The organism is Cupriavidus sp. a3 (genome assembly GCF_051015765.1).
GTDB lineage: Bacteria > Pseudomonadota > Gammaproteobacteria > Burkholderiales > Burkholderiaceae > Cupriavidus > Cupriavidus oxalaticus_A.
Genome location: NZ_CP170644.1, coordinates 339,994 through 366,083 on the forward strand (window position 1 = coordinate 339,994; position 26,090 = coordinate 366,083).

22 protein-coding genes are annotated in these 26,090 nt (G+C 67.6%); 5 read left to right on the plus strand and 17 right to left on the minus strand.

From position 1 onward, the window contains the following. Positions 1-2: 2 nt before the first annotated feature. Complete coding sequence (locus ACAD63_RS23570; RefSeq protein ID WP_434034431.1) at positions 3-2,642, minus strand: penicillin-binding protein 1A; 2,640 nt, start codon at positions 2,640-2,642, stop codon at positions 3-5. Between the two features lie 318 nt (positions 2,643-2,960). On the opposite strand from ACAD63_RS23570, the gene ACAD63_RS23575 reads away from it, so the two are divergent. Further along, positions 2,961-4,031, plus strand: coding sequence for a porin (locus tag ACAD63_RS23575; protein WP_434034432.1), 1,071 nt, complete (start codon positions 2,961-2,963; stop codon positions 4,029-4,031). Positions 4,032-4,168: 137 nt separating this feature from the next. On the opposite strand, the gene ACAD63_RS23580 is transcribed toward ACAD63_RS23575, so the two are convergent. Beyond that, complete coding sequence (locus tag ACAD63_RS23580) at positions 4,169-4,654, minus strand: DM13 domain-containing protein (protein WP_135703146.1); 486 nt, start codon at positions 4,652-4,654, stop codon at positions 4,169-4,171. A 139-nt stretch (positions 4,655-4,793) separates the two neighbouring features. On the opposite strand from ACAD63_RS23580, the gene ACAD63_RS23585 reads away from it, so the two are divergent. Continuing rightward, positions 4,794-5,027 carry a CDP-diacylglycerol pyrophosphatase gene (locus ACAD63_RS23585; protein WP_195429955.1) on the plus strand — a complete coding sequence of 78 codons (234 nt, stop codon included), beginning with the start codon at positions 4,794-4,796 and terminating at the stop codon, positions 5,025-5,027. After that, positions 5,015-5,824 carry a CDP-diacylglycerol diphosphatase gene (locus ACAD63_RS23590; RefSeq protein ID WP_133095849.1) on the plus strand — a complete coding sequence of 270 codons (810 nt, stop codon included), beginning with the start codon at positions 5,015-5,017 and terminating at the stop codon, positions 5,822-5,824. The genes ACAD63_RS23585 and ACAD63_RS23590 overlap by 13 nt, the downstream gene beginning before the upstream one ends. 21 nt (positions 5,825-5,845) lie before the next feature. Here the strand turns inward: ACAD63_RS23590 and ACAD63_RS23595 are convergent, their stop codons facing one another. From ACAD63_RS23595 to ACAD63_RS23665, 15 genes are all read right to left on the minus strand, one after another. After that, positions 5,846-7,420 (minus strand): TAXI family TRAP transporter solute-binding subunit, encoded by a 1,575-nt coding sequence (locus ACAD63_RS23595; RefSeq protein WP_195429953.1) that lies wholly within the window; start codon positions 7,418-7,420, stop codon positions 5,846-5,848. A gap of 1 nt (position 7,421) precedes the next feature. Beyond that, positions 7,422-8,612 carry a sodium/glutamate symporter gene (gene gltS, locus ACAD63_RS23600; RefSeq protein ID WP_133095847.1) on the minus strand — a complete coding sequence of 397 codons (1,191 nt, stop codon included), beginning with the start codon at positions 8,610-8,612 and terminating at the stop codon, positions 7,422-7,424. A 270-nt stretch (positions 8,613-8,882) separates the two neighbouring features. After that, complete coding sequence (locus tag ACAD63_RS23605; protein ID WP_135703144.1) at positions 8,883-10,049, minus strand: ABC transporter permease; 1,167 nt, start codon at positions 10,047-10,049, stop codon at positions 8,883-8,885. Between the two features lie 11 nt (positions 10,050-10,060). Further along, complete coding sequence (locus tag ACAD63_RS23610) at positions 10,061-11,215, minus strand: ABC transporter permease (RefSeq protein WP_133095845.1); 1,155 nt, start codon at positions 11,213-11,215, stop codon at positions 10,061-10,063. A gap of 6 nt (positions 11,216-11,221) precedes the next feature. Next, complete coding sequence (locus ACAD63_RS23615; protein WP_133095844.1) at positions 11,222-11,914, minus strand: ABC transporter ATP-binding protein; 693 nt, start codon at positions 11,912-11,914, stop codon at positions 11,222-11,224. 23 nt (positions 11,915-11,937) lie between these two features. Further along, positions 11,938-13,155: an efflux RND transporter periplasmic adaptor subunit gene (locus tag ACAD63_RS23620; protein WP_133095843.1), complete on the minus strand. Its 1,218-nt coding sequence runs from the start codon at positions 13,153-13,155 to the stop codon at positions 11,938-11,940. A 188-nt stretch (positions 13,156-13,343) separates the two neighbouring features. Further along, positions 13,344-13,688, minus strand: a complete 345-nt coding sequence (locus tag ACAD63_RS23625; RefSeq protein ID WP_434034433.1) for an ArsR/SmtB family transcription factor — start codon at positions 13,686-13,688, stop codon at positions 13,344-13,346. Continuing rightward, positions 13,672-14,133, minus strand: coding sequence for an SRPBCC family protein (locus ACAD63_RS23630; RefSeq protein ID WP_133095841.1), 462 nt, complete (start codon positions 14,131-14,133; stop codon positions 13,672-13,674). Before ACAD63_RS23630 ends, ACAD63_RS23625 begins: the two co-directional genes overlap by 17 nt. Before the next feature lie 96 nt (positions 14,134-14,229). Continuing rightward, on the minus strand, positions 14,230-15,183 hold the full coding sequence (locus ACAD63_RS23635) for a PDR/VanB family oxidoreductase (RefSeq protein WP_133095840.1): 954 nt from the start codon (positions 15,181-15,183) through the stop codon (positions 14,230-14,232). Positions 15,184-15,257: 74 nt separating this feature from the next. Next, positions 15,258-16,877, minus strand: a complete 1,620-nt coding sequence (locus ACAD63_RS23640) for an APC family permease (protein ID WP_371704656.1) — start codon at positions 16,875-16,877, stop codon at positions 15,258-15,260. 367 nt (positions 16,878-17,244) lie between these two features. Continuing rightward, positions 17,245-17,547, minus strand: coding sequence for a CBU_0592 family membrane protein (locus ACAD63_RS23645; RefSeq protein WP_133095838.1), 303 nt, complete (start codon positions 17,545-17,547; stop codon positions 17,245-17,247). A 46-nt stretch (positions 17,548-17,593) separates the two neighbouring features. Beyond that, on the minus strand, positions 17,594-18,481 hold the full coding sequence (locus ACAD63_RS23650; RefSeq protein WP_135703140.1) for a TorF family putative porin: 888 nt from the start codon (positions 18,479-18,481) through the stop codon (positions 17,594-17,596). Between the two features lie 179 nt (positions 18,482-18,660). Beyond that, complete coding sequence (gene betA, locus ACAD63_RS23655; RefSeq protein ID WP_434034434.1) at positions 18,661-20,391, minus strand: choline dehydrogenase; 1,731 nt, start codon at positions 20,389-20,391, stop codon at positions 18,661-18,663. An 85-nt stretch (positions 20,392-20,476) separates the two neighbouring features. Then, positions 20,477-21,943 (minus strand): aldehyde dehydrogenase family protein, encoded by a 1,467-nt coding sequence (locus ACAD63_RS23660; protein WP_135703139.1) that lies wholly within the window; start codon positions 21,941-21,943, stop codon positions 20,477-20,479. 28 nt (positions 21,944-21,971) lie between these two features. Next, positions 21,972-23,090 carry an aromatic ring-hydroxylating oxygenase subunit alpha gene (locus tag ACAD63_RS23665; protein WP_135703138.1) on the minus strand — a complete coding sequence of 373 codons (1,119 nt, stop codon included), beginning with the start codon at positions 23,088-23,090 and terminating at the stop codon, positions 21,972-21,974. A gap of 245 nt (positions 23,091-23,335) precedes the next feature. Between ACAD63_RS23665 and ACAD63_RS23670 the strand changes: the two genes are divergently transcribed. Further along, a complete protein-coding gene (locus ACAD63_RS23670; RefSeq protein WP_240745835.1) occupies positions 23,336-24,436 on the plus strand; it encodes a helix-turn-helix domain-containing protein in 1,101 nt (366 codons plus the stop codon). Between the two features lie 241 nt (positions 24,437-24,677). After that, positions 24,678-26,021: an aspartate aminotransferase family protein gene (locus tag ACAD63_RS23675; RefSeq protein WP_434034435.1), complete on the plus strand. Its 1,344-nt coding sequence runs from the start codon at positions 24,678-24,680 to the stop codon at positions 26,019-26,021. The last annotated feature ends 69 nt before the right edge of the window (positions 26,022-26,090 follow it).

Here is a 26,090-nt window from a genome sequence, read left to right on the forward strand (position 1 = left end):
CTTTAGCCGGGCGCGACGCTGCTCTGGTTATTGCTTTCCGGCGTCACCGGTGCCGGCGGTATTGGCGCTGCGGGTACGGGCGCAGCCGGCGCCGGCCGCCCGGCCGGATACGCAGGCGCCGCAGGCGCATTGGAGCCTGCTGGATCGGGCGGCGGGGCAGGCGGCGTCGCGGGCGTGACCGGTGCCTGCGATGCCGCTGGTGCCTGCGCTGGACTTGCCTCAAAACCCGGCGGCACCGCCATCACTGTTTCCCCCTGATCCAGCGCCAGGCTGGACTCTTCCCCGCCACTGCCCCCACCGCTCCCCGGCGCTGAGGCCGACGCCATCGGCGTGCTCGCCGGCGGCGCCACATCCGCCTCGGGCGCCGGCAGCGCCGGACGGCGCGGCGCCGGGCGCGGCGCGGTGGCGTCGTTGGCCTTGTCGCGGCTGAACAACTGGGCCCACCAGCCGCGCACCTGGTTGCCGAGCGAGGCGAACACATGGGTTTCCTCGTACTCGGCAAAGCGGGCGCTACCGTCGATGATGCGGCCGCGCAGGGCGCGCTGGTAGAAGTCGCCGACCATCGGCAGCGCGCTGTGCGCGCCCTGGCCCCAGTAGTCGCTGCGCAGCGTGACGCGGCTGTCGTTGAAGCCGACCCAGGCGCCGGCGACCAGCTCCGGGTGCATCATGATGAACCAGCCGTCGGCGTTGTCCTGCGTGGTGCCGGTCTTGCCGGCCACGTCGGCGCGGATGCCGAAGCGCGAGCGGATGCCGGCGCCGGTGCCGCGGTCGATCACGTCGCGCATCACGTCGAGCAGGGTCTGCGTGGTGGCGTGGGGCAGGGCGTGCTCGGCGCGCGCCGGGCGGAATACCTGCAGCACATTGCCGTTGCGGTCTTCGATCCGCGTGACCATGGTCGGCGCGATGTAGTTGCCGGCGTTGGCGATGGTGCCGTAGGCGGCCACCATCTCCTTGAGCGTGACCGGGCTGGTGCCCAGCGCCAGCGACGGCACCTCGTCGAGCCGGCTTTCGCGCACGCCCATCTCGCGCGCCAGCCGCGCCACGCGCGCCGGGCCGACCTGCTGCATCAGCTGCGCGGTGATGGTGTTGCGCGAGTAGACCAGGCCGTCGCGCAGGCTCATCGCGCGCCCGGTGGGGCGGCCCTCGTCGGACGGGCGCCAGATCTCGCCGCCGGCCAGCTCGATCTCGACCGGCTGGTCCATCAGCGTGTCGTCGGGCGACTTGCCTTCCTCGAACGCCGCGCCGTAGACGAAGGGCTTGAAGGTCGAGCCCGGCTGGCGGCGCGCCTGCTGCACGTGGTCGAAGGCGTCCTGCGTGTAGTCGCGGCTGCCGACCCAGGCGCGGATCTCGCCGTTGCGCGGATCGATGGCGAGGAAGCCCGCCTGGATCCGCGTCTTCTGCTGGTGCAGCGCGCGCATGAAGGCGCCATTGGCCAGCAGCTGCTTCATCGCGTCTTCGGACGGCGTGCCGGCGGCGGTGGCGGCACGGTATTCCGGCGACTCGAGCACGAAGGCCTGCACCAGCGCGCGGTCCGCGGCCCAGCCCGCGCGCGGCGCCCAGGCCGCGTTGGCGATCGCCTGCAGGCGGTTGCCTTGCTGCGCCACCGCCTGCGTGGCCATGGCCTGCAGGCGCGCGTCGATGGTGGTGCGCACCACCAGGCCGTCGGCGTAGATGTCGTAGCCGTTGCGGTCGGCCCAGCCGATCAGCCACTTGCGCAGCTGCTGCGCGAAATGCGGCGCGGGGCCGGGCGGCTCGGTCTGGCGCTCGAAGTCGATACGCAGCGGACGGCGTTTGAGCTGCTCATAGCGGGCCGCGTCGAGCTTGCCGCGCTTGACCATCTGCCCCAGCACGATATTGCGCCGGTCCAGCGCGCGCTCGGGGTTCAGCACCGGGTTGTAGTAGCTGTTGCCCTTGAGCATGCCGATCAGCGTGGCGCTCTGCAGCACATCGAGCGAGCGCGCCGGCTTGTCGAAGTACGTGCGCGCGGCCATCTCGATGCCGAACGCGTTGTACAGGAACGGCACCGTGTTCAGGTAGGTCTCGAGGATTTCGTCCTTGGTGTACAGGGCCTCGATCTTGAACGCGGTGATCGCTTCCTTGAGCTTGCGCGTCAGCGTGGGCGCGCGGCCGATCTCGTCGGGATAGAGGTTGCGCGCCAGCTGCTGAGTGATGGTCGAGCCGCCCTGGCGGTCGCCCGAGAAGGTATGCACCGCGGCCGAGGCAAGGCGGCGCCAGTCGAGCCCGTGGTGCTCATAGAAGCGGTGGTCTTCGGTCGAGATCAGCGCCGCCACCACGTTGGGCGAGATCTGCTTCAGCGGCACCCAGTCGCGGTTGGCCCACTTGAAGAGCGCCAGCTCCTTGCCGTCGGCCGACAGCACCTGCGCCGGCTGCTCGGACTTGGCCTTGCGGATGTCGCTGATGCCCGGTGTGAATGGCACCAGCACCAGCATGTACAGCAGCAAGGCTGCCGGCGCCGCGGCCATGCCGACCAGCACGCCGCGGCGCGTGGGTCGCAGCGAGCCGGGCCGGGTCAGGCCCAGGCGCGCGCTGCGCGCGCACAGGCCGGACAGGCGTTGCTGGATCGAGGCGGGGAGCGGAGCCTGCAGCGAGGCAAGCCGGGTCTTGATCTCTGCCAGCTTCATGACGCGAAGCTGTCGAGGCAAAGGCACATGGCGGCACGGGGCACTGGCATTACCGTCGTCGGAAAAGCCTGCATCCTACCAAAACGATCCCCTTGCTTACAGGGAAAACCCCCATTCGGGTGCTATTCGGCACATTGTGCTGAGTACTACTCGTCACAACGCTTTCATATTGCGCCAGCACAATGCGCCGGCCGCACATGTGCGGACGTGCGTCGCCGCCGGGTCTTGCGCGGCCAGCCAGCTCAGGCCGGGATGGCCGACCGGCCCCGGTCGGTCCGGCGCGGTGTCATGGAATCACCATAAAACAGAGAAATCACAGTGAAGAAAGCTCTCCTTGCAATGGCGGCAGCAGTGGCCGCTACCGCGGTATCCGGGGTGGCCTCGGCCCAGTCCGCATCGAACGTAACGCTGTACGGCATCGCCGATGCCGGCCTCGAAGTCATCAGCCACGTGCCTGGCACCAACGGTGCCCAGGGCACGACCACCCGCCTGAACTCGGGCAACCTGTCCGGCTCGCGCTGGGGCGTGCGCGGCACCGAAGACCTGGGCGACGGCCTGAAGGGCATCTTCGTGCTGGAAAGCGGTTTCGATATCGATACCGGCACCTCCGGGCAGGGCAACCGCCTGTTCGGCCGCCAGGCCTACGTGGGCCTGCAGGGCGGCTTCGGCGCCGTCACGCTGGGCCGCCAGCAGAACTCGCTGTACGACCTGTTCGGCGCCTTCGACCCGATGGGCGTGGGCCCGCGCTACTCGCTCAACAGCGTCGACTCGGCCTTTAACGGCCGCGCCGACAACGCCATCAAGTACACCGGCAAGTTCGGCGGCCTGACCGCCACCGGCTTCTACAGCTTCGGCCGCGACAACAACGGCGAAGTGCCGGGCGAACCCAAGGTGGCGCGCAACTTCGGCGGCGGGCTGTCGTATGCCGCCGGCGGCTTCTCGGTCGGTGCCGCCTACGACCAGTACCAGGGCGCCACCGTGGCGCTGCAGGACCGCAGCGCCAAGCGCGCCGCGGTGGGCACCGCCTATGCCTTCGGCGACGCCAAGGTGTTCGCCGGCTACCGCTGGCTGAAGGACGATGGCGTCTCCAGCGCCACCGCCGCCGCGACCCGCAGCAACGTCTACTGGGCTGGCGCGCAGTACCGCTTCACGCCCGCCTTCCTGGTGACCGGCGCCGCCTATTACAACGACACCCGCAGCAGCGATGCCGATCCGTGGATGTTCGTGCTGTCGGCCGACTATTCGCTGTCCAGGCGCACCGACGTGTACCTGAACGTGGGCTACGCCAAGAACAAGAACGGCTCGGCCCTGGGCCTGAATGGCGTGGGCACCGTGGTCGCGGGCGAGAACCAGACCGGCGCCACCATCGGCATGCGTCATCGCTTCTGATCACCGCCGCCTGATGCCCGCCCGCGATGGCGCTGCGGCGCCGCGCACGGGCGGGCGCGTGATGTTCATATCGACACCTCGCCTGTGCGGGGTTCGTTGGGCCGGTTCCTCGATCGGCCCTTTTTTTCTTGCGTGGCCTACCGGTAGGCCGCGGCACTGATGAATTGCCCGAACCGCTCGCACCAGATCACTACCGCACGGTGCTGGCCGGGATCGACGCCATCCGGCAACGCGACGGTGAAATTGCCGAAGGTCTTCAACGGCGCAACCTGCACCGCGCGGTCCTTGATCGCAAGGAAAGCGGCCTTGGTGTCGACGAACTCCGGCACCAGGTAGATCCGGTAGTCCGGTCCCGGCGCCACGCTGCCTTCGAAGGCAATGGCGCGGTCCGACACATGCAGCCGTCCGCTGGCCCAGTGGAATGCGTCACTGCCGGCCAGGTCCTTGCGGAAGGCGCCGGAAAAGGCCGCCTGCCGCGACACCTCCTGTAACTGCCCGATACTCGCCCCCGCCTGCTCGGTCAGGATCGGCAGCACATAGATCCCGGCCGCGAAGCCGGCCGCCAGCATGGCGAGATGCGTCAGCGCGAGGATTGCGATCTTGCGAGGTGACTTGATCGTCATGTCTGGCTCCGGTTTCCGGCGAGGGGACATCGGTTGGTCGTGGCCGGTGCGGCTTCCTGACAGCAAGTTACAGCCGCAGTCATCAAAGCAACACAGGAATGTGGTTATGATTTGGCGTCCTCATGACGAGAAGCTGCCTATGACACGCCACGTCACGATCCGTACCATCCGTACGGGCGCGCTGCAGACGGCCCGCTACCAGGCCCAGGTCTACCCGACCACCGACGCCGAAGCCCTGCCGCTGCTGGCCACACCCTGGAGCGAACGCGAGGCCGAGGTCTTCCGCGACGCCCAGTTCTGGGCCCAGCGCCACGCCTATATCGTGTCCAACCCGCGGGTAGGGACGTACTACGGCATTCCATGCCGGCGCTGACCCCGGCACGCCGGCGCGGCGCGCTGGCGTTGGCGGCGGCAATGATGCTGGCGGGCTGCACCGCCGAGAACGTGGTCGGCGTCCTGTCCGGCGGGCGCGATGGCCTGTGGCGCAACGTGCAGCAGCGCTGCCTGGCGCCGCCGCAGCCGCAGCATGCCGATTGCGCCAGCGTCGACCGAGCCCGCGGGCTGGTGCTGTACAAGGACGCGATCGGCGTGTCGCACTACCTGGTGATCCCGGCACGGACAGTGACGGGCGTGGAGGATCGCAAGGCGTGGGACGGCACCGGTGCCAACGCCTGGGCCTTCGGCTGGGACGAGCGCGGCATGGTCGGGCAGGCGCTGGGCAAGCCCGTGCCGGACGACATGCTGGGGCTGGCGGTCAATTCCCGCACCTCGCGCAGCCAGGACCAGCTCCATATCCATCTCGATTGCATCAGCGCCGCGGCGCGCGCCTTCGTCAATGGCGCGAGCGGGCCGATCGGCACCGAGTGGACTTCGCTGCGGTTCGACGGCAAGCCGGTGCGGGCCAGGTTTATCCCGGCTGCCACGCCGGTCCTGTCGGCCGACCCGTTCGCGCTGGTCGGGGGCAGGGCTGACGATCCCGGCGCCAGCGCCGCCGCGGTGCCGCCGCCCGACCGGGGCATATTCCTGACCTATGGCCAGGACCGGCAGGGCCGCCCTGGCTTCTTCCTGGTGGACCAGCCGGTCCACGCGGCGGGTGGCAGCAATGGCCATGCGAGCGATTTTCTCGACCGGCGCTGCCGGCTGGCGGCGGAGTTGCCGGCGGCAGGGTAGCGCGAGCGGCGGCTTCCGGGGTTAGCGGGCGGCCGGCCTGGATGCGGTGGCAGCCGGTGCCGACGCGGGTGCCGGTGCCTGAGTGGCCGGTCCTCCGGACCGCTGCGCTGGCGTGCCCGCCGCCAGGCCGTCCAGCACCTTTGCTGCCGCCAGGTGCTGCGGAATCACCAGCCCTTCGCGCGCCGTGGCCACGTTGATCTGCCCGCCCTGGGCGCTGCCGCGCGCGACGAAGTCGCGGCCATGCCGGTACACCAGCCGCGTCAGGTCGGCCACCTCGGTATCCGACAGGTCGGGTCCGGTCACCAGGATCGCCGCGGTGGCGATGGTGCGCACCGGCTCGCGCAGGCCGGGGTACGTGCCGGGTGCGATGCTGGCGCGGAAATACCCCGCCTTCTGCCCGACCATCGCCGCGATAGCGCGCTCGTCCAGTGGCAGCAGTCGCAACGGCAGTTCGCTCAGCGCATCGCGGATGCTGTCGGACGGCACGCCGATCACCTGCATCACGGCATCCACCTGGTTCTGGCGCAGTGCCACCAGCGCCGCGCCCAGGCCCACTTCCTCGGCCTTGAAATCCTTCTCGGCCAGCCCGTGTGCGGCCAGCACGCGCAGCACCGTGCCGCGCGAGGCCGAGCCGCTTTCGCCCACCGCAATGCGCTTGCCGCGCAGGTCGGACACCGAGCGTGCCGGATCGCCATCGCGCACCAGCACGTGCACCGGTTCCGGGTACAGGCTGCCGACGGCGCGCAGCGACGCGTGCGGCCCGTCTTCGGCAAAGGCGCCCTTGCCCTCGTAGGCATCGAGCGCGGCATCGCCCTGCGCCATGGCCGCCGAGACCTTGCCGGCGCGCAGCAGGCGCAGGTTCTCTTCGCCGCCGCGAGTGACCAGCGCGATGGCGCGCACACGCGCGCCGTCCACCAGCGCGCGCACGAAGCGCAGGTACTGGCCATGCTCGGCGCCGGCGGCAATGGCGTAGCCCTCGTCCACGCGTGCCAGCCGGGCGCGGATATTGGCGTGCGCGGTGGTCAGTTCCTGCTCGATCACCGCGCGCTGCGCCGGCGAGGCGTCCTTCTGCACCGCCTCGACCACCTTGCGCATCGCATCCAGGATCGCCGCCGGACCAGTGGGCGCGTTGGTGGCCACGGCCGGCGCCTCGGCGGGGCGATAGCCGGCGGGCTGCACGCTGACCCAGCGCTCGCCGTCGCGCCGGTACAGTGCGGTGCCGTGCGCGCGCAGCACGTCGCCCGCCTTGTTGCCGCCGCTGGTGATCCCGGTGATCCCGCGCGGCCCCGCGCCCAGCGCCGAGATCAGCCCGGCCACGCCGGGCGAATCCCACGCGCCGAAGTCGTAGTCGCGCAGCAGCTTCAGTTCCGCATCGAAGTACACCACGCGCCGGGTTTCGCCGGCCGGTGCCTTGGTATCGGACTGCGAGCCGCGCCGGTCGACGTCGACCAGCTGCACGGTGCCCGGCGGCAGCGCCTGCGCCAGGCGCTCGTTGAGATTGGCGCGGATGCCGTCGGCGTTCGGGCCGCCGCCGCAGCCGCCCAGCCACAGGCTGGCCAGCAGCGCAAAGAGGAAGGCAAGGCAGGCGCGGCGCATGTCAGCCTCCGATCAGCGGCAAGGCCAGCAACATGGTCAGCACGAACGCGTTCATCAGGTCGACAAAGAACGCGCCGGCCAGCGGCGTGATCAGGTAGCTGGTGGGCGCCGGCCCGTAGCGCGCGGTGATCGCGCGCATGTTGGCCATGGCGGTCGCCGTGGAACCCATGTTGAAGCCGATGAACGCGGCCGAGGTGACCGCCGCCTCGTAGTCGCCGCCCATGAAGCGGAAGCAGACGAACACCACGTAGAGGATGATGAACACGACCTGCATCGCGATGATCAGCAGGAACGGGCCGGCCGACAGCGCCACCTCGGCCAGGTCCAGCGCCATCATGGTCATCACCAGGAACAGCGACAGGCAGACGTTGGTGATCAGGTCGGTGGCGCGGTCGTCGAAGCGCAGGCCGATGAATGGCAGCAGGTTGCGGATCGCGATGCCGAGCATCATGCACCACAGGAAGCCGGGGATGGTGATCGGGCCCGCCGGCATCTGCGCCGCGATCCAGCGCCCGCCGATCACGGCGGCCAGCATGCCGGCCAGCGCGGCGAGCGCGCCGACCGTGGTGATCGGCGACGCGGCGGCGGCTTCCTCCTCGGTGTCGCCGACCTCGCGCGCGGTCGAGCGCAGCTTGTAGCGCGAGATCAGGTACTGCGCCACGGGACCGCCGATGATGCCGCCGACGACCAGGCCGATGGTCGCCACCGTCATCGACAGGTCCATCACCGCCTGCAGGTTGTTGACCTCGGCGAAGCGCTCGGCATAGGCGGCCCCGGTGCCATGGCCGCCCACCAGCGTGATGGAGCCGCTCACCAGCCCGAAGATCGGGTGCAGGTCGAGTGTCCTGGCCATGGCCACGCCGACGGCGTTCTGCACCACGATATAGGGCAGCAGGATGATCAGGAAGATCACCAGCGCCCTGCCGCCCCGCTTGAGCATGCGCAGGTCGGCGCCAAGGCCGACGCCGCCGAAGAACATCAGCAGCAGCACCGGCTTCATGCCGGGATCGATGACCACGCGGAAATTCGCCGCCGCCGCTGCCACCGACGCGACGATGGCGAACAGCAGCCCGCCGGTGACGGGGTCGGGGATGTTGTAGCGCGACAGGATGCCGACGCTGCGGTTGACCAGGGTGCCGATCAGCAGCACCACCACGGCAGTCAGCAATGAAGCCAGCAGGTCGAGATTCATCGGGGGCGTCCTGGCGGTAAGTCCTGCGGTGGGGCGCCGCTGGCCGTGCCGGTGCGCACTGGCCGCCAGCGAGGCCTGGCGAGTAGCATGCATCACTACGGGTTGTAGACGGACAGTGGGGAGAAGGCAAGGAAAGGATCGGGGCTCTTGGAGACCTGTAGCGAAGCCAACGGCGTTGGGTGCACCCAAGCCGCCCGAGCCGGGCTAAGCAAGGTGTTCTCCCTCTCCCCTCATTGGGAGAGGGGAGCAAACCGGCAGCGAGCGAGCCGCTCAACGCGCCCGCAGCGCATCCACGATATTCATCCTCGCCGCCCGCACCGCCGGCAGGAAGCCGCCCACCAGCCCCATCGCCATCGCGAACCCGAGCGTCTGCAGCGCAATGCCAGGCGTCAGGATGAAGCGGAACGACAGATCGGCAAACGTCTGGAAATTGGTCGTCGAGAACGACGCGAATTGCATCAGCGCCGCAAACGCCAGCCCGGCCACGCCACCCACCAGTCCGAGCAACGCCGCCTCGATCAGGAAAGCCACCAGCACGTTGGCACGCTTGAATCCCAGCGCGCGCAGCGTGCCGATCTCGGCCACGCGGTTGGCCACCGACGCGTACATGGTGATCATGGCGCCGATCATTGCCGCAATCGAAAAAATCGTGGACAGCGTAAAGCCCAGGATATTGATAAATTTGGACAGCGCCCTGGACTGGTCGCTATAGAAGACCTGCTCGCGCTTGGCCTCGTCGGCAAGGCGTGGATCCACGTCGATATCGGCGCGGAAGCGCTCGAACAGCGTGGGGTTGGCCAGCCGCACCACCATCGACGAATACGCATTGCGCCGGAACGACTGCATCAGCTGGTCGACATCGCCCCAGATCTCCGAGTCGAAACCGCTGCCGCCGGCGTCGAAGTGGCCCACCACAGTCCACTCGCGCTGGGCGAAGCGCAGGTGTTCGCCGATCTGCACGCCGGCAAAGCCGTCGGCAATGCTGCTGCCGACAATGATTTCAGCCGAGCCCGGACGGAACATGCGCCCCGCCACGAGCCTGACCTGCGGACGCAGGTCCATGCCCAGCGGCGAGATGCCGCGGATCACCACGTTGGAGGGCTGCCCGGTGCTGGACTTGGTCAGCGAGATCAGCACCACGGCCTCGCGCGAGGCCATCGGCTGGCCGGCGCCGGTCATGGCCACCGCCGGGTGCATTTCCATGATGCCGGCCTGGCCGCGCTCGACGGCGCTCTGGATTTCGGTCTCGGCGCCTTTGCGGATCACTACCACGTTGTCGCGCTCGCCGGTGGTGACCAGCGTCTTCTTCAGGCCGGCATCCAGCATCAGCATGGTGGCGAAGACAAAGACCACCAAAGCCAGCCCGCCCGCGGTCAGCGCGGTGGTCAGCCGCCGGGCCCACAGGTTGCGCGCGATATAGGTGAGCGGGATCGCCATGGTCGAACGCGTCAGCCGATTGCCCGCAGGCCTTCGACGATGCGCACCCGCGCGGCCTGTACCGCAGGCACGATGCCGGCGGCGATGCCGACCGCCAGCGCGCACGCGGCCTGCGCGCGCATCGTTTCCTGCGACACTGTGAACACCGGGAATACGCCGCCCACCGCCTGCTTGAACGCCGCCGCCATCGGCGGCGTAGCCAGCATGCCGAGCGCGCCGCCCGCCACGCAGATCGCTAGCGACTCGCCGAACACCAGCAGCGCCAGGAATCCTGGTCCGAAGCCCAGCGCCTTGAGCGTGGCGTATTCCGCGGTGCGCTCGCGCGCACTCATCGCCATCGCATTGGCCATCACCGCCATGATGATCACGATCACCACGTAGGAGACCACGCGGATCGCCGCGATGATCTGGTTCGACATGGCGACGAAGCCGAGCTGGAACGCCTGCTCGGTCTCGGTCAGCGTCTCGGCCAGCGAGTTGCGGAACACGGCATCGACATTGCGCGAGATCGCCGCGGTGTTGTCGGGATTGTCGACGCCCAGCACATAGACCCCGACCTGGTCGGCCTGCCGCGGCGACTTCTTGCGGATGGTCTCGTTCAGGTATTCCCAGTGGAACACCATCTGCTTCGTGATGATGCTTTCGTCGCGGCCGTCCATGATGCCGCGCACCACGAACTCCCAGGTGCCGGGGTAGATGGTGCCCTTGATCGGGATCACGTCGCCGATCCTGAAGCCGAACTGGTCGGCCAGCTGGCGGCCGACCAGCGCCCCTTTGCGGTCGCGCTGGTATTCGGCACGCTGCTGTTCGGGAACGATGAATTCCGGGTAGAGATCGAGATAGTTGTCCGACACTGCGAACTGCGCGAAGAAATTCTTGCGGTCGCGATAGACGCCGCCGAACCAGTTGGAGCGCGCCACCGCGGTCACGCCGTCAACGCCGCGGATGCGGCCCTCGTAGCTGAGCGGCAGCGGGAACACCAGCGAGATCGCATTGCGCGTCACCAGCCGCGCGCTGGACGCGGCCGACGCGCCGGCGTACCACGCATCGATCACGGTCTGCAGCAGCCCGAACGCCAGCACCGCGATCACCAGCCCCAGCACGGTCAGCGCGGTGCGCAGCTTGTGCCGCAGTGCGTTGCGAGTGATCAGCTTGAGCGCGTACATGACGGATCAGGCCACCTCGCCGCGGATCAGCTCGCCCTTATCGAGGTGCACCAGCGAGCCCGCCGCGGCCGCGGCATGGGCATCGTGCGTGACCATGATGATGGTCTTGCCGAGTTCCGCGTTCAGGCGCTGCATCATCGCCAGGATTTCCGCGGCAGAGGTGCGGTCGAGGTCTCCGGTGGGCTCGTCGGCGACGATCAGCGACGGGTCGGTGATCAGCGCCCGCGCGATCGCCACGCGCTGCTGCTGCCCGCCCGACAGCTCGGACGGGTAGTGGCTCATGCGGTCGGCCAGGTTGACCATGTCCAGCACCAGCTCCACGCGCGCGCGCCGTTCCGCGCGCGGCAGGCTGGTCAGCATCAGCGGCAGCTCCACGTTCTCGAACGCGGTCAGCACCGGCATCAGGTTGTAGAACTGGAAGATAAAGCCGACGTTGGCCGCGCGCCAGTCCGCCAGCGCGGCCTCGGGCAGCTGCGTGATATCGAGCCCGCCCACCTGCAGCGTGCCGCTGTCGGGGCGGTCGATGCCGGCGATCAGGTTCAGCAGCGTGCTCTTGCCGGAGCCGGACGGGCCCATCAGCGCGACGAAGTCGCCCTCGCCGATATCGAGCGAGATATCGGTCAGCACGGGCACGGTCTGCATGCCGCGCCGGTAGGACTTGGCGACGTGGCTGATGCGGACCAGCGGCGCGGTGCTCATGCGCTCACCCTCATGTGGTTACTTCAAGGCTTGGCCGGCGTGACGCGGTCGCCGTCGCCGAGTTTGTCGCCGGGGGACAGCACCAGCACGTCGCCGGTCTTGACGCCCTGTACCGCGACCAGCTCGCCGAGCTTGTCGCCGGTCTTGACCTGGGTCTCGTGCGCCTTGCCGTCCCGCACCACGTAGACCACCTGCCGGCCATCGCGCATGACCACCGCGGCGGGCTGCACCGCCACCATCGGCTGGCGGTCGCGCGCCGTGGCCGCGCGCGACAAAAAGGCGATCTTGGCGCTCATGTCCGGCAGCACGCGCGCGTCGCGGTCGACAAAGCGCACCTTGACCAGCACCGTGGCCTTGGAGCGGTCCACCGTCGGCACGATGCGCGACACCTGTCCGGCCAGGCGCACGCCCGGCAACGCATCGAGCAGCAATTCGCACGGCTGGCCGGCGCGGATCCTGGCGATATTGGATTCGGCGACGTCGGCCTCGACCTCCAGCGTCTCCATGTCGGCAATGGTCACGATCGCGCCCTTGGTGTCGGCGGCGGCCGAGAACGGCGTGATGTTGTCGCCGACGTTGGCATGCTTGACCAGTACCACGCCGTCGAACGGCGCGCGCACCACGGTCTGTTCCACCGCCACCTCGGCCGCGCGCGCATTGGCCTGCGCCGACGCGATCGACGCCTGCGAGCTGCTGACCGAGGCCCTGGCCTTGTTGTAGCGCGCAACATCGGCGTCGTACTGGGTGCGCGAGATCGCGTTCGGCCCGATCAGGATCTGCGAGCGGCGCAGGTTGACTTCTGCGTCCTTCAGCTCCGCCTGCTGCAGGGCCAGGTTGGCCTGTGCCACCTTGACCTGCGCCTGCGCCTGGGCGAAGGACGCGGACACGTCCTTGCTTTCCAGCCGCGCGATGACCTCGTCCTTCTTCACGCGCGAGCCTTCCAGCACGCCCAGCCATTCGAGCCGGCCCTGCGCCTTGGATGCGACCGCCGCCTTGCGCTGCGGCACGACATAGCCGGTGGCGTTGAGCAGCGTGAAATTCTGCGTGGGGTAGGCCGAGGTAACCGTTGTGGTCTGCACCGACTTCGGGCCGGCGAGCCTGACAGCGATGCCGAGCACGGCCAGCAGGATCAGCGCGATGACCGCATAGCGCAGCCATCTGCGCCGGGGGCGGACGCGGGCGCCGGTCGCGGCGGTGGCGCTGCGGTCGATTTTCAGCCTGGACAGGTCGTGGTCAGCCAATTGCGCGCTTCCTCCGGCAGGCCTGGCGCGGGCGCGGCCTGCGTTGCCGTGGTGGTGAGGCGGGGGGCTTCCCAGTATAGCGGGGTGCGCGGGGGATTACATGTTGCGGTGTCGTCTACAAATGTGTGCTCCCTCTCCCGCTTGCGGGGTAGGGGAGCAAACAGGTGACGTGCGAGACGTCGGTTTGGCTAGTGATTCGTCTCTACCGCCAGCTTCAGCTTGCCCAGCGCAAACTCCCACTGCCTTCCAATCGCCTCCAGCGAGTGCCGCGCCGCCTCGACCTGCCCGGGCTCGAACATCCACAGCCGCTCGCGCCCGGCCTTGCTGTCGCGCACCAGCCCGGCCTGCGACAACACCTGCAGGTGCTTGGTCACCGCCTGCCGCGTCATCGCGCTGCCGGCGGTCAGCTGCGCGATCGACATCGCGCCGCCCGCGCACAGCGCCGCCACCAGCCGCAGCCGGGTCTCGTCGCCCAGCGCGGCAAAGACCGCGGCCGACTGTTTCAGATCCAGCGCTTCAGGCGCCGGTGACATGCTTGCGGACATTGTTCATCTGTGCGTCCCAGCCGCCGCTGTTGAGGCGGAACGCTTCCATGCGTCGTTCGGGCGGGATCTGGTCGAAGCCAGACTCGACCACCGTCAGCATGGTGCCGCCGTCGACTTCGCGCAGGGTGAATTCCACCAGCGTGCTGGGTTCGCCGGAATAGTCGCGCCCGCGTTCCACCGGAGCGGGGTGCCAGCGCCAGGACAGCAGCCTTTCGGGCTCGATGCGTTCCACCTGCACATCGAATCTCAGGTACTCGTAGCCGGGGTGGGTGATGCTGCCGATGGCGCGCCGGCCGGGCGTGAAGGTGGCGCCGTCGAACTTGACGCCGAACCAGCTGCCGAAGGTATCGGCATCGGCCAGCGCGTGCCACACGCGCGCCACGGGGGCTTCTATCAGGATGCTGCGCTCGATGCGGTCGGTTTCTGAGGGCATGTCCGGTCTCCTGGTTCGGGGGGTTGATATGCAACGGTGTGGTTGCATGTTAGGAGACCGGGGAGGGAAATGCAACCAAAAAGTTGCGAATGGCGATCAGAGATCCAGTACCAGCCGCTGCCCCTTGCACCGCGACACGCACAGCATCATCGTCTTCTGCGCCGTCTTCTCCGCATCGGACAGGTACTGGTCACGATGGTCCGCTTCGCCCTCCAGGATCGCGGTTTCGCACGAGCCGCAGATTCCCTCGCGGCACATGCAATCCACCTGGACGCCGGCTTTCTCGATCGCGCGCAGCAGCGATTCCTCTGCGCCCACCTGCAGCGTCAGCCCGCTCTTTTGCAGCACGGCCTCGAAGGCGCCGCCGGTGGTGTCGACCTCGTTGCGGAACTGCTCGAAGTGGATACGGCCGGCATCCCAGCCGGCGGCGCGCGCGGCGTTGACCACGGCATCGTTCAGCGGGCCGGGGCCGCACACATAGACATGGGTATCGGCGGGCTGCGCGGCGAGCAGCGCGGCGATGTCGAGCATGGTGCCGGTATCGCTCTCGTACAGGTGCAACTGGCCCGGCTGCAGCGTGGCCGGCAGTACGTCGAGGAACGCCGCGGACTGCGCGTTGCGGAAGCAGTAGTGCAGCTCGAACGCGGCGTGGCGCGCCCGCAGCGCCTGGATATGCGTCATGAACGGCGTGATGCCGATGCCGCCGGCGATCAGCAGGTGGCGGCCGGCGCCGTGGTCCAGGCCGAACAGGTTGCCCGGCGCGCCGATGTGCAGTTCATCACCCTCTTGCACCTGCTCATGCATGTAGCGCGAGCCGCCGCGCGAGGCTTCTTCCAGCCGCACTGCGATCTGGTAGTGGGCCGGGTTGTCCAGCGCGCTGGTCAGCGAGTAAGCGTTGCGCAGCCGGCCGCTGTCCATATGGACCACGACGTGGCTGCCGCTGGAGAAAGCGGGCAGCGCGCCGCCGTCGCAGGGTTGCAGGGTGAAGCGCTTGATGCCGGCGGCCAGCGGCTCGACGCGGCCGACGCGTACGCGGAGCGTGTCAGTCATGGCAATACCTCGGAATGCAGGGAATGTCGGGAAGAGAGAGGGCAGGCGAGCCAGGCGCCGCCTGCCTCGCCAGATCAGGAGATCACGGTCAGCCGCGCGGCGATCCACACCACCGCCGCGCCGGCGATCAGCGCCACGTAGGGCAGCTTGCCGGCACGCGCATGCGGCAGTTCCATGTCGCGGCGCATCGACTCGGGGAACTGGCCCTTGTCCTGGACGTAGTGGCGGTAGACGAAGACCGGCACGATCAGCAGCGCGGCGATCAGGCCATTGCGCAGCGTGTTCTCGCCCTGGAAGTTGGCGCCGGCGCCGACAAAAGCCAGGTCGAAGAAGCCGCAGAACGCGCCCAGTGCCAGCAGCCAGTTCTTGCACTTGTACGGGCGGGCCCAGTCCGCGCGGTCCATGCGGTGGATCCAGCCGGCCTGCAGGTTCAGGAACACGAAGATCATGTAGCAGACATTGCTGATCGACAGCACCGCCATGTAGTTCGACATCAGCAGCAGGAACAGGTTGAACAGCAGGTCCGTCCACATCGCGCGCGTCGGGGAGCCGTGCTCGTTGACGTGCGAAAGGTAGCGCGGCAGCCAGCCGTCGAGCGAGGCCTGGTACAGCGTGCGCGACGAACCCATCATCGAGGTCATCACGATCAGCAGGATCGCCAGCACCAGCATCACCACGATCACGTTGAACACCACCGCGCCGCCGCCGACGAACTTGGCCATTGCCGCGCCCACGCCGGAGCCGTCGACGATGTCGGGCGCCAGCATGCCCTGCAGCCCGAGCGAGCCCTGGAAGGCGATCGGCACCGCGATGAACATGAACAGGCACAGCACGCCGGACCAGAAGATCGCCTTGAAGGTGTCCTTCTGCGGGTCCTTGAACTCGCGGGTGTAGCAGACCGCGGTCTCGAAGCCGAAGGTCGACCAGCAGGCCAGGAACATCGCGCCCATCGCCGTGCTGATGCCGGCCGCGTTCCAGCCGCCCAGCACCGCGGCGCCGGTGGCGTCATGCGTCAGCGGCAGCAGCGGCAGGAAGTTGGTCGAGGGCATGTCGCCGGTGAACAGCGGCACCAGCGCGATCACCACCAGCGGCGTCAGCGAAGCGATGCCCAGGATGCGCTGCGTGGTAGCCGCGGCCGAGGCGCCGCTGTGCTGCAGCTTGAAGGTGATCAGCAGGAATGCCGTCGCCAGCAGGAAGGTGGAGTTCACCCGCAGCGTCAGGCCTTTGCTGACGAAGCCCAGGTCGACCAGCGTCAGCTGCCACGTGTTGATGACCGAATCGGGCGGGAACAGCGCGCTCAGCATGTAGCCGGCGGCCAGGCTGGTGCCCAGCGCCAGCATCGGCGACCACGCCACCCAGTTGCACCACACCGAGACCGGCGCGACGAACTTGCTGTAGCGCACCCAGCCGAGCGCGCCGTACACCGAGGCGCCGCCCGACTTGTGCGGATACAGGCCCGAGATCTCGGCGTAGACGAAGCACTGCGCAAAGCCGATCAGGATGGCCAGGATCCAGATCACCCACGCCGGGTTGCCGATGGTGGCGGACACGCCGCCGATGGTGAAGAGCACGCCGGCGGGCACGCCGCTGGTGACCCAGAAGGCGTCCTTCCAGGTCAGGGTGCGCTGCAGTTCATGGGATTGGGTTGGCTGGGTCTGTTGCTGCGCAGGGGCGAGCGGCGCCTGCGCGCCGATCGACAGCACGTCTTTTTGCGAATACACGAAATGTCTCCTTGCTTCCCGGTGCCGTTTGTCTGGAGCGCTAGCTCCGTCACGGTCTGCCGTCTGCGGTGGGTAGGTACTTGGGTACTGCCTGCCGGTCGTTACGACGGTCGGGAATCTGTGGCGGGAATTTTGGGGGCGTTTCTCATCCTTGTCTCCTGTTGTCATCCCGGGGTTGCCGCGATCCCCGAATGCAGGTCTCGCGACTTCCGGTGTCTTATCAATTCACCAAAAGTAAATTACAGCACTAATGGTGTTTCGAATGAGTATAGGAACGGCGCTGTGCCATGGCAACGGAAGTTTTGTATCGCGTTGCAATCGGCACCGGCCGCGCCGTGGGTTACTGCTGCACGGGCTGCCCCGGACGCGGGCCACCCAACGTTTCAACCACCGCGCGCCCGGTCCGCCGGTTGCGCCACCATCCCAACAGCGTCAGCCCCAGCCAGAAGCACTGGGTCAGGAACGAGGCCAGGTTGAAGGCGCCGGTCAGCGAGATCAGGATGCAGCTCGGCCCGATCACGTTGAGGACGACCGCCAGCCGGCCGGTCGGGGATTTGTGCAGGACCTGCACGGCAAAGTGCGCGGCGACGTAGGCGGCTACGCCGACAAGTCCGGTCGCATCGGTAAGACCCAGGGAGGCCATGGTGGTGTGCTTCGTAAGGCAGTGGTACAGCGGTTGGTGAATGCCGTCAGAACGTCTTGGTCAGCGAGACCAGGAACGTGCTTTTCAGCGGGTTGGACACCGCCGGGTTGCCGGAGGAATCCAGCGCGCCGGTGGTGTAGTTGTCGTAGACGTTGGTGCGGCCCCAGCCGCGGGTGTAGGCGCCCGTCAGGGTCCAGCCGCCTTCGAACGCCTTGGAAACCGCGACGCGCACGTCGCGGAAGCTGTAGGCGGCAAAATTGCGCACGCGCTCCTGACCGTAGTGCAGCAGTAGCGAAACGCCGTGGCCGAGGTCGAAGGTGCCGTTGATGTCGAGGTAGCCCGAGCCGCGGCTGTGCAGGTTGTTGCCGGTCAACAGCGAGGCGCTGTTATAGCCGAAGTAGTCGGGCGTATAGGTCAGCCAGTACTTGACGTTGAACCACTTGTAGGTCAGCGAGGCGACTGCCTCGCCATAGTTGTATCTGGTCTGTGCGTACTGCAGTTTCGCGCCCGGATACAGGTAGTAGTAAACCTGTCCGGCGTAGACGAAGTCGCCGACTGTGCCGGTGTAGCCGGCATACAAGTCCCATTCGACCGTGCCGCCCTCGATGAACTTGTCGCTGATGCTCGACATCCAGGTGCCCGCGGAAAAGCCGCTCGGATGGGCGTAGTCGATGCCGCCCTGTACGGCAGGCTTGCCCCAGGTCTGGCGGAAGCCGCGCGAGACGTACTGCGAGGTCAGCGTCATGTTGGCGCTCCACGGCGACGCTACCGCAGCGGCTTCTGCCGGCGGCACGGTCGCGGTGACCTGCGGCACCGGCGCGACCGCCAGCGTGGTGTCGCCGTCGGCTTGAGCCAGCGCCGGCAGCGCCTGGCACAGCAACAGGGGCAGGGCGCCTTGCAGGGCCCGTCTTGCGGGAAAGCATTTGCGCAGCATGGAAGTTGTCTCCTCCTTGCAGCCGGTCTGGGTTTGTTGATGGGTCGCCGGCTTTTGGTGGTGTGGGAGGCGCGACGCGTCCGACCGGGCGCACGCTGCCCACCGGGACCTTGGTCCCGGCAGCACATGTGCCGCAGTCTGGGGTTCGGGCGGTAGGCCCGCGAGTCGCGCCGCTCGGGTCAGGCAGGCATCGGCACGGGGACGCGCGCGGTGGGTGGCTGCGCTCGCTCCGCACTCGCCTGCCTGCGCGCCGGCGCCGCCTTGTAGTAAGGCGCCGTCGAGCGCTGCAGCGGGGCGCGACCGCGGATCACGTCGGCCAGCTTCTCGGCCATCATGATCGTGGGCGCGTTCAGGTTGCCGGTGACGATCCTCGGCATGATCGAGGCATCGACCACGCGCAGGCCAGACAGGCCATGCACGCGGCCCTGGTTGTCGACCACGGCCATCGGGTCGGACGCGTCGCCCATCTTGCACGTGCACGACGGGTGCAGGGCGGTCTCGGCATGCTCGCGTACGAAGGCATCGATCTCGGCATCGCTCTGTATCATCATGCCGGGCTTGATCTCGCGGCCGCGGAACTGGCCCATCGCCTGCTGGCCGATGATCTCGCGCGTCAGGCGCACCGCGGCGCGGAACTCGCGCCAGTCCACGTCATGCGCCATGTAGTTGAACAGCAGGCGCGGCTTGACGCGCGGGTCGCGGCTGGCCAGCTTGACGAAGCCGGTGCTGGGCGAGCGCATCGAGCCCACATGGCACTGGAAGCCGTGCGACTGCACCGGGTTGCTGCCGTCGTAGTTCATCGCCAGCGGGATGAAGTGGTACTGCAGGTTGGGCCACGCAAACTCGTCGCTGCTGCGGATAAAGCCGCCCGCTTCGAAGTGGTTCGACGACGCGATGCCCGTGCCGCGCAGGTACCACTCGATGCCGATGGCCGGCTTGTTCCACCACTTCAGCGCGGGGTACAGCGACACGGGCTTAATGCATTCGTACTGCAGGTACATCTCCAGGTGGTCCTGCAGGTTTTCGCCGACGCCTTTCAGGTCCGCGACGGGATCGATGCCGAACGCGCGCAGCTCATCGGCATTGCCCACGCCGGAGCGCAGCAGCAGTTGCGGCGAGGCCACCGCGCCATTGCTGACGATCACTTCGCGGCGCGCGCGCGCTTCACGCACGTGATCGCCCTGGATGTATGACACGCCGATGGCGCGCTGCCCGGAGAACAGGACGCGGTCCGCGAGCGCACGGGTGTGCACGGTCAGGTTGGGCCGGTCCTTCGCCTGGTCGAGGTAGGCCAGCGACGTGCTGCAGCGGCGGCCGCGCGCGGTGGTGGTGCGGTCCATCGGACCGAAGCCTTCCTGCCTGTAGCCGTTCAGGTCGTCGGTCTTGCCATAGCCAGCCTGCTCGCCGGCCTTGATAAAGGCGTCGAACAGCGGGCTGATGTTCGCCTTCGGGGTGGTCACATGCAGCGGGCCGTTGCCGCCGTGGTAGTCGTTGGCGCCCTTGTCGTAGGTCTCGGCCTTGCGGAAGTAGGGCAGGCAGTCGGCGTAGCTCCAGTCCTCCAGCGACCGGTTCTCCGCCCAGCCGTCATAGTCCATCGCGTTGCCGCGGATATAGACCATGCCGTTGATCAGCGACGACCCGCCCAGTCCCTTGCCGCGGCCCTGCGTCATGCGGCGGTTGTTCATGTGCGGCTCGGGCTCGGTCACATAGGCCCAGTTATAGGTGGTGCCCTGCAGCGGATACGCCAGCGCCGCAGGCATCTGCGTGCGCCAGTCCAGGCGCCAGTCTGGGCCGCCGGCTTCCAGCAGCAGCACCGAGACACCGGCGTCCTCGGTCAGCCGCGCCGCCAGCACGCAGCCCGCGGAACCTGCGCCGACGATGATGTAGTCGTACTCTTGGATTGCCTGCATGGTGCAATCTCCTTGTGTGCTTGACGCCGTGCGTGGCAGCCCGGGGACGGTACCGCCGCGCACGCGATTGCGAAGTCAGCTGCGCTCAGGCGCCAAACCAGCCCATCGCCTTGGGGGCCAGGTTGATATAGCTGTGCTTGAGCTCGGTGTACTCGTCCAGGCCGATGCGGGCCAGCTCGCGGCCGATGCCGCTCGCCTTGTAGCCGCCCCACGGCGCTTCCGGGAAGTACGGGTGGTAGTCGTTGACCCACACCGTGCCGAAGCGCAGCGCGCGCGACATGCGGTTGGCCTTGTCCAGGTCGCGGGTCCAGACCGCGGCGGCCAGGCCGTACGGCGTGTCGTTGGCGGCACGCAGTGCTTCTTCTTCGGAGCGGAAACGCTCGGCCGTGATCACCGGCCCAAAAATCTCCTCCTTCGCAATCTTCATGTCTGCCGTCACGTCGGCCAGCAGCGTCGGCTCCAGCCAGTAGCCCTTCTTGTACACGTCGCCGGCCGGCCGCTTGCCGCCGTGGACCAGGCGCGCGCCTTCCGCAATGCCGGCCTGCACCATGCCAAGGATCTTCTCGTGCTGTTGCGCCGACTGCACCGGGCCCATTTGCGTTTCGCCATGAAAGCCGTTGCCGATCACGATGCGCGGCAGGCGTTCGGCCAGCCGGCTGATGAATGCATCATAGATGCTGTCCTCGATCATCAGGCGCGAGCCGGCGGAGCAGACCTGGCCGGCGTGGAAGAACGCGGCGTTGAGCGCGTAGTCCACCGCGGCATCCAGGTCGGCATCGGCAAAGACGATGTTGGGGTTCTTGCCGCCCAGCTCCAGACCGATGCGCTTGAAGTTGCCGGTGGCGGCCTTCATGATGCTCTCGCCGGCAAAGGCGCCGCCGGTGAAGGACACCAGGTCCACATCCAGGCTCTCGGCCAGTTCGGCCCCGACTTCGGCGCCGCCGGTCACCAGGTTGAACACGCCTGGCGGCAGGTCCAGCTCGGCCACCAGCTGCGTGAAGTGGTGCGTGGTCAGCGGCGTCAGGTTGCTGGGCTTGATCACCACGGTGTTGCCCGCACCCAGCGCCGGCGCGATCTTCCATGCGGCCTGCAGCAGCGGGTAGTTCCACGGCGTGATCAGGCCGCACACGCCGACCGGCTCGCGCAGCGTGCGGCTGATGACGTGGTGCGGCGCTTCGTTGACGGCGCCCGATTCCGACGCCACCAGCCCGGCAAAGTAGCGGAAGGTGGCGGCGATATCGCCCATGTCGGTGCGGCTCTCGGCCAGCGTCTTGCCGGTGTTGAGCGACTCCAGGTGGGCGAGCTTCTCGGCATCGCGGTCGATCAATCCGGCGATCTTGTTCAGCAGTCTGGCGCGGTCACGGATCGTCGTCTGGCGCCACGGGCCGTCGAAGGCCTTGCGCGCAGCTGCGATGGCCAGGCGCGCGTCGGCGCGGGTGGCTTCGGCGGCCTGGGCGATCACGGATTCGTCGGCCGGGCTCACGATGGCGCGCGTGCCGTGGTCGACGGGCGACTGCCACTGGCCGTCGATATAGAGCTGGGTCTGGATCATTGCTGCGGTTCCTCGTTATCTTGTTGGTTCAGGCGGCCAGCGCGTCGAGCACCATCTGCTGGAAGTGCTGCACGCCGTGCTCGCCGATGGCGGAGGTCTTGTCGTCGGTGACCAGCAGCGGACCTTGCCCGTTGCGGTAGCCGCGCGACTTCAGGCCGCGCTGCACCGATTCGACGATGCTGAGGTCTTCCGGCTTGAGCACGTTCTTGTAGTACTCGATCAGCTGTTCCTGCTCGGCCGTGGGCGTGCTGTCGCGGAAGTAGAACTCGAAGTGCTGGATGGTGGTGTCGGCATCCACCGGGAACATGTAGAACACGCCATAGTTGCCGTCGCCCGGCAGCACGTTCAGCGTGACGTTGGGCCACAGCCAGTACGCGGCGAAGTCGGTATTGGGCGCATCGCTGTCATACGTGAAGGCGTCGCTGCCGGAGCGGGTCTGTCCGACCTGGCTGGTGTAGAGGCCGCGCACTTCGTGCTTGTAGGTCTCCATCCTGATCGACTCGACCAGCGCCGGGTGCGCGGTCTGGCAGTGCAGGCACTCCAGGTAGTTGTCGACCACCACCTTCCAGTTGGCCTTCATTTCGTAGGTGAGCTTGTGCGCCGGTACCAGCTTGTCGACGTCAGGGCAGCGCGCGCGGATCTCGTCGTTCAGGCCGGCGGCCAGTTCCGACAGCGGCTTCGCATCCATGTCCAGGTTGACGAAAATCAGGCCGCAGAACTCTTCCACGCGCACCGGCGTCAGCCCGGCGTTGTCCTTGCAGAAGCCCGGCACGTTTTCGGCGTTGCGCACATGGATCAGCTTGCCGTCCAGGCCGAACGACCACGCGTGGTACGGGCAGGTGATCACGTTCTTTGCCTTGCCGGCGCCATCGGCGAACAGCTCGTGCGCGCGGTGCGGGCACACGTTGTAGAACGCGCGCAGCACGCCGTCGCGGCCGCGCACCACGAACACGTTCTCGCCCGCCACCTTGGCGGTGGCGTACTGGTTGTTCTCGGCGACCTGGCTCTTGTGCATCACGCAGACCCAGCTGCGCGCGAAGATCGTCTTCTTTTCGTGCTCGAAGATCTCCGGCGAGGTGTAGTAGTGGGCCGGCAGCGTGTAGGCCAGCGGGGTGGTGCTGCAGGCGGCGGCGGTGGTCTCTTGCATGGGGGTGTCTCCTCGTTTGTCTCGGTCTGTGCGGTGACTTGTCGATTCACTGAAAGTAAATTAAATTACCACCAGTGATGTGGAATGAAGTCTAGTGACGAGAGCGGGAGCGGCGCAATATGGTAAAAGCGATCGATAACACATACACAATTGATCCAAGCTATCAAGTCACGCGATTTACCCCGATGGTGTAAGGTTCGAGTTACTCAATTCACCATCGGTTGAAAAAAAGTAGAGGGGATGCCATGACCGAAGACACTTTTGCCACCCGCCTGAAAGGCGTGCTGGAGGGCAAAAGGATCATGCTCAAGCAGGTGGCCGAGGCCCTGTCGGTCTCGCCATCGGCGGTACACAAGTGGACCCGCGGCGGCGAGATCGAATATGAGCGCCTGCTGGCGCTGGCGCGCTTCCTGGGCGTGAACTGGCTGTGGCTGCGATATGGCGAGCAGGCCATCGCCGACCTGGAGGCAAGCAGCGCGTCCGATCCGCACATCAAGGAACTGCGCCAGAAGCACCTGGCCGAGATCATGGAAAGCGAGGCGCGTATGAAGTTCGCGCAGGAGGTCTCGGGCATCGTCACGTGGGAATGGAACGTGCTGACCGACGGCCTGACGTACTCATCCAACGACGTCACGCTGTTCGGCCGGCATATCCGCAACATGGACGACTTCTGGGCCTGCGTGCATCCGGCCGACGTGGCGCGGCTCAAGGAAGTGCTGGCGCGCACGCTGGGCGCGCAGGAAATGCACGAGTGGGAATTCCGCGTGGTGCACGAGGGCACCACGCGCTGGATCTCGTCGCGGGCCACGCTGGTGCGCGATTTCGACCAGCGCCCGGTGAAGATGATCGGCGTCAGCCTGGACATCACCGAACGCCGCCGCGCCGAGGCCGCGCTGCGCCAGAACGAGGCGCTGCTGGCCAAGGCGCAGGAGATCGCGCACCTGGGCGGCTGGTACTGGAACATCCAGACCGACGACTGCGCCTGGACCGACGAGGCCTATCGCATCTTCGGGTGGGCGCCGCAGGCGTTCAAGGTGACGATGGACCGCTACCTGGCCTCGATCGTCGAGGAGGATCGCCCGCGCGTGCAGGCCGCCATCCGCGCGGCCACCGTCGACAAGGCGCCGTACCGCGTGGACTACCGCATCACGCTGCCCGACGGCAGCCTCCGCGACATCCACGAGGAAGGCGAGGTCACGCTGGACGAGCACGGCAATGCGCTGACCATGGTGGGCGCGTCGCAGGACGTGACCGAGCAGAAGCGCGTCAAGGCCGCGTTGGTGGAGGCGTTGGCAGAGGGGGAGGGTGGCACGGAGGGGCCGAAAGCGGCGAAGAGCAGGCGTTGAGGGGCATCCGTCAGGTGCGACGCTACGCGCTGTGGTGAAACAATCGTTTCGCACCGGGTGGCTTTCGGGTGATGCCGGCGTACTTTTCGGTGAAAACGTCTTGATTGCATGGGAAATCGTAAATGCAACAAATGTTGCGCAAATCCCCGCCAAGTCCTTATACTGTTTCGCACCGCGCCACGATGCGTGTCGCCCGTGCCGCGCAGCCGTAGCGTCCGGCCATTGCCACCACCACGCCATCATGACCCACGTATTCCATCGCAATCCGCGTCAGAAACTGCCCGTCGCCGTTGCCGGGCAGGGGATCGAACTGATCGACAGCGAAGGCAAGCGCTACCTCGATGCCTCCGGCGGCGCCGCCGTATCGTGCCTCGGGCACGCGCACCCGCGTGTGATCGAGGCGATCAAGTCGCAGCTCGACACCATTGCCTACGCGCATACCTCGTTCTTCACCACCGAGGTGTCGGAAACGCTGGCCGAAACGCTGGCGCACGCCGCGCCCGGAGATCTCGACCATGTGTATTTCGTCTCGGGCGGCTCCGAAGCCGTGGAATCGGCGCTGAAGCTGGCGCGCCAGTATTTCGTCGAGGTGGGCCAACCGGGCCGCCGCCATTTCATCGCGCGCCGTCAGAGCTACCACGGCAACACGCTCGGCGCGCTGGCGATCGGCGGCAATGCCTGGCGGCGCGAGCCGTTCTTGCCGCTGCTGGTGCCGGCGCATCACGTCTCGCCGTGCTACGCCTATCGCGACCAGCAGGCTGGCGAGACCGACGCGCAGTACGCACAGCGGCTCGCCGACGAGCTCGAAGCGAAGATCCTGGAACTGGGGCCGGACACCGTCGCCGCTTTCGTCGCCGAGACGGTGGTCGGCGCCACCGCCGGCGCGGTGCCGCCGGTGGGCGACTACCTGAAGCGCATCCGCGCCGTGTGCGACAAGTACGGCGTGCTGCTGATCCTGGACGAAGTGATGTCCGGCATGGGCCGCACCGGCCACCTGTTCGCGTGCGAAGAGGATGGCGTGGTGCCGGATATCGTCACCATTGCCAAGGGCCTCGGGGCCGGCTACCAGCCGATCGGGGCGATGCTGTCGACGCGCCGCATCTATGACGCCATCGTCGGCGGCAGCGGCTTCTTCCAGCACGGCCATACCTACATCGGGCATGCCACTGCCTGTGCAGCGGCGCTGGCGGTGCAGCGCACGATTGCCGAAGACAGGCTGCTGGCCAATGTGCTGGCCCGCGGCGAGCAATTGCGCGCGCGGCTGCGCGAAGCACTGGGCGACCATCCCAACCTGGGCGACGTGCGCGGACGCGGGCTATTTGTCGGCGTGGAGTTTGTCGCGGACCGCGACAGCAAGGCGACGCTCGATCCCGCGCTGAAGACGCATGCGCGACTCAAGTCTGCGGCGATGCAGAACGGGTTGCTGGTCTATCCGATGGGTGGCACGGTGGACGGCGTGCGTGGCGACCACGTGTTGTTTGCGCCGCCGTTTATCAGTACGGAGCAGGATATCGACAATATCGTGGGGCGCTTTGCAGCGGCGGTGCGGGCTGTGCTGCCGGCGGGGGTGGTTGCTGCAGTGTAGGGCGTGGGCGCGCGAGCGCTGCCTCGCCATCAAGTGCGGTGGTGCGCCGGCGCGCTAATACGCAAGCCT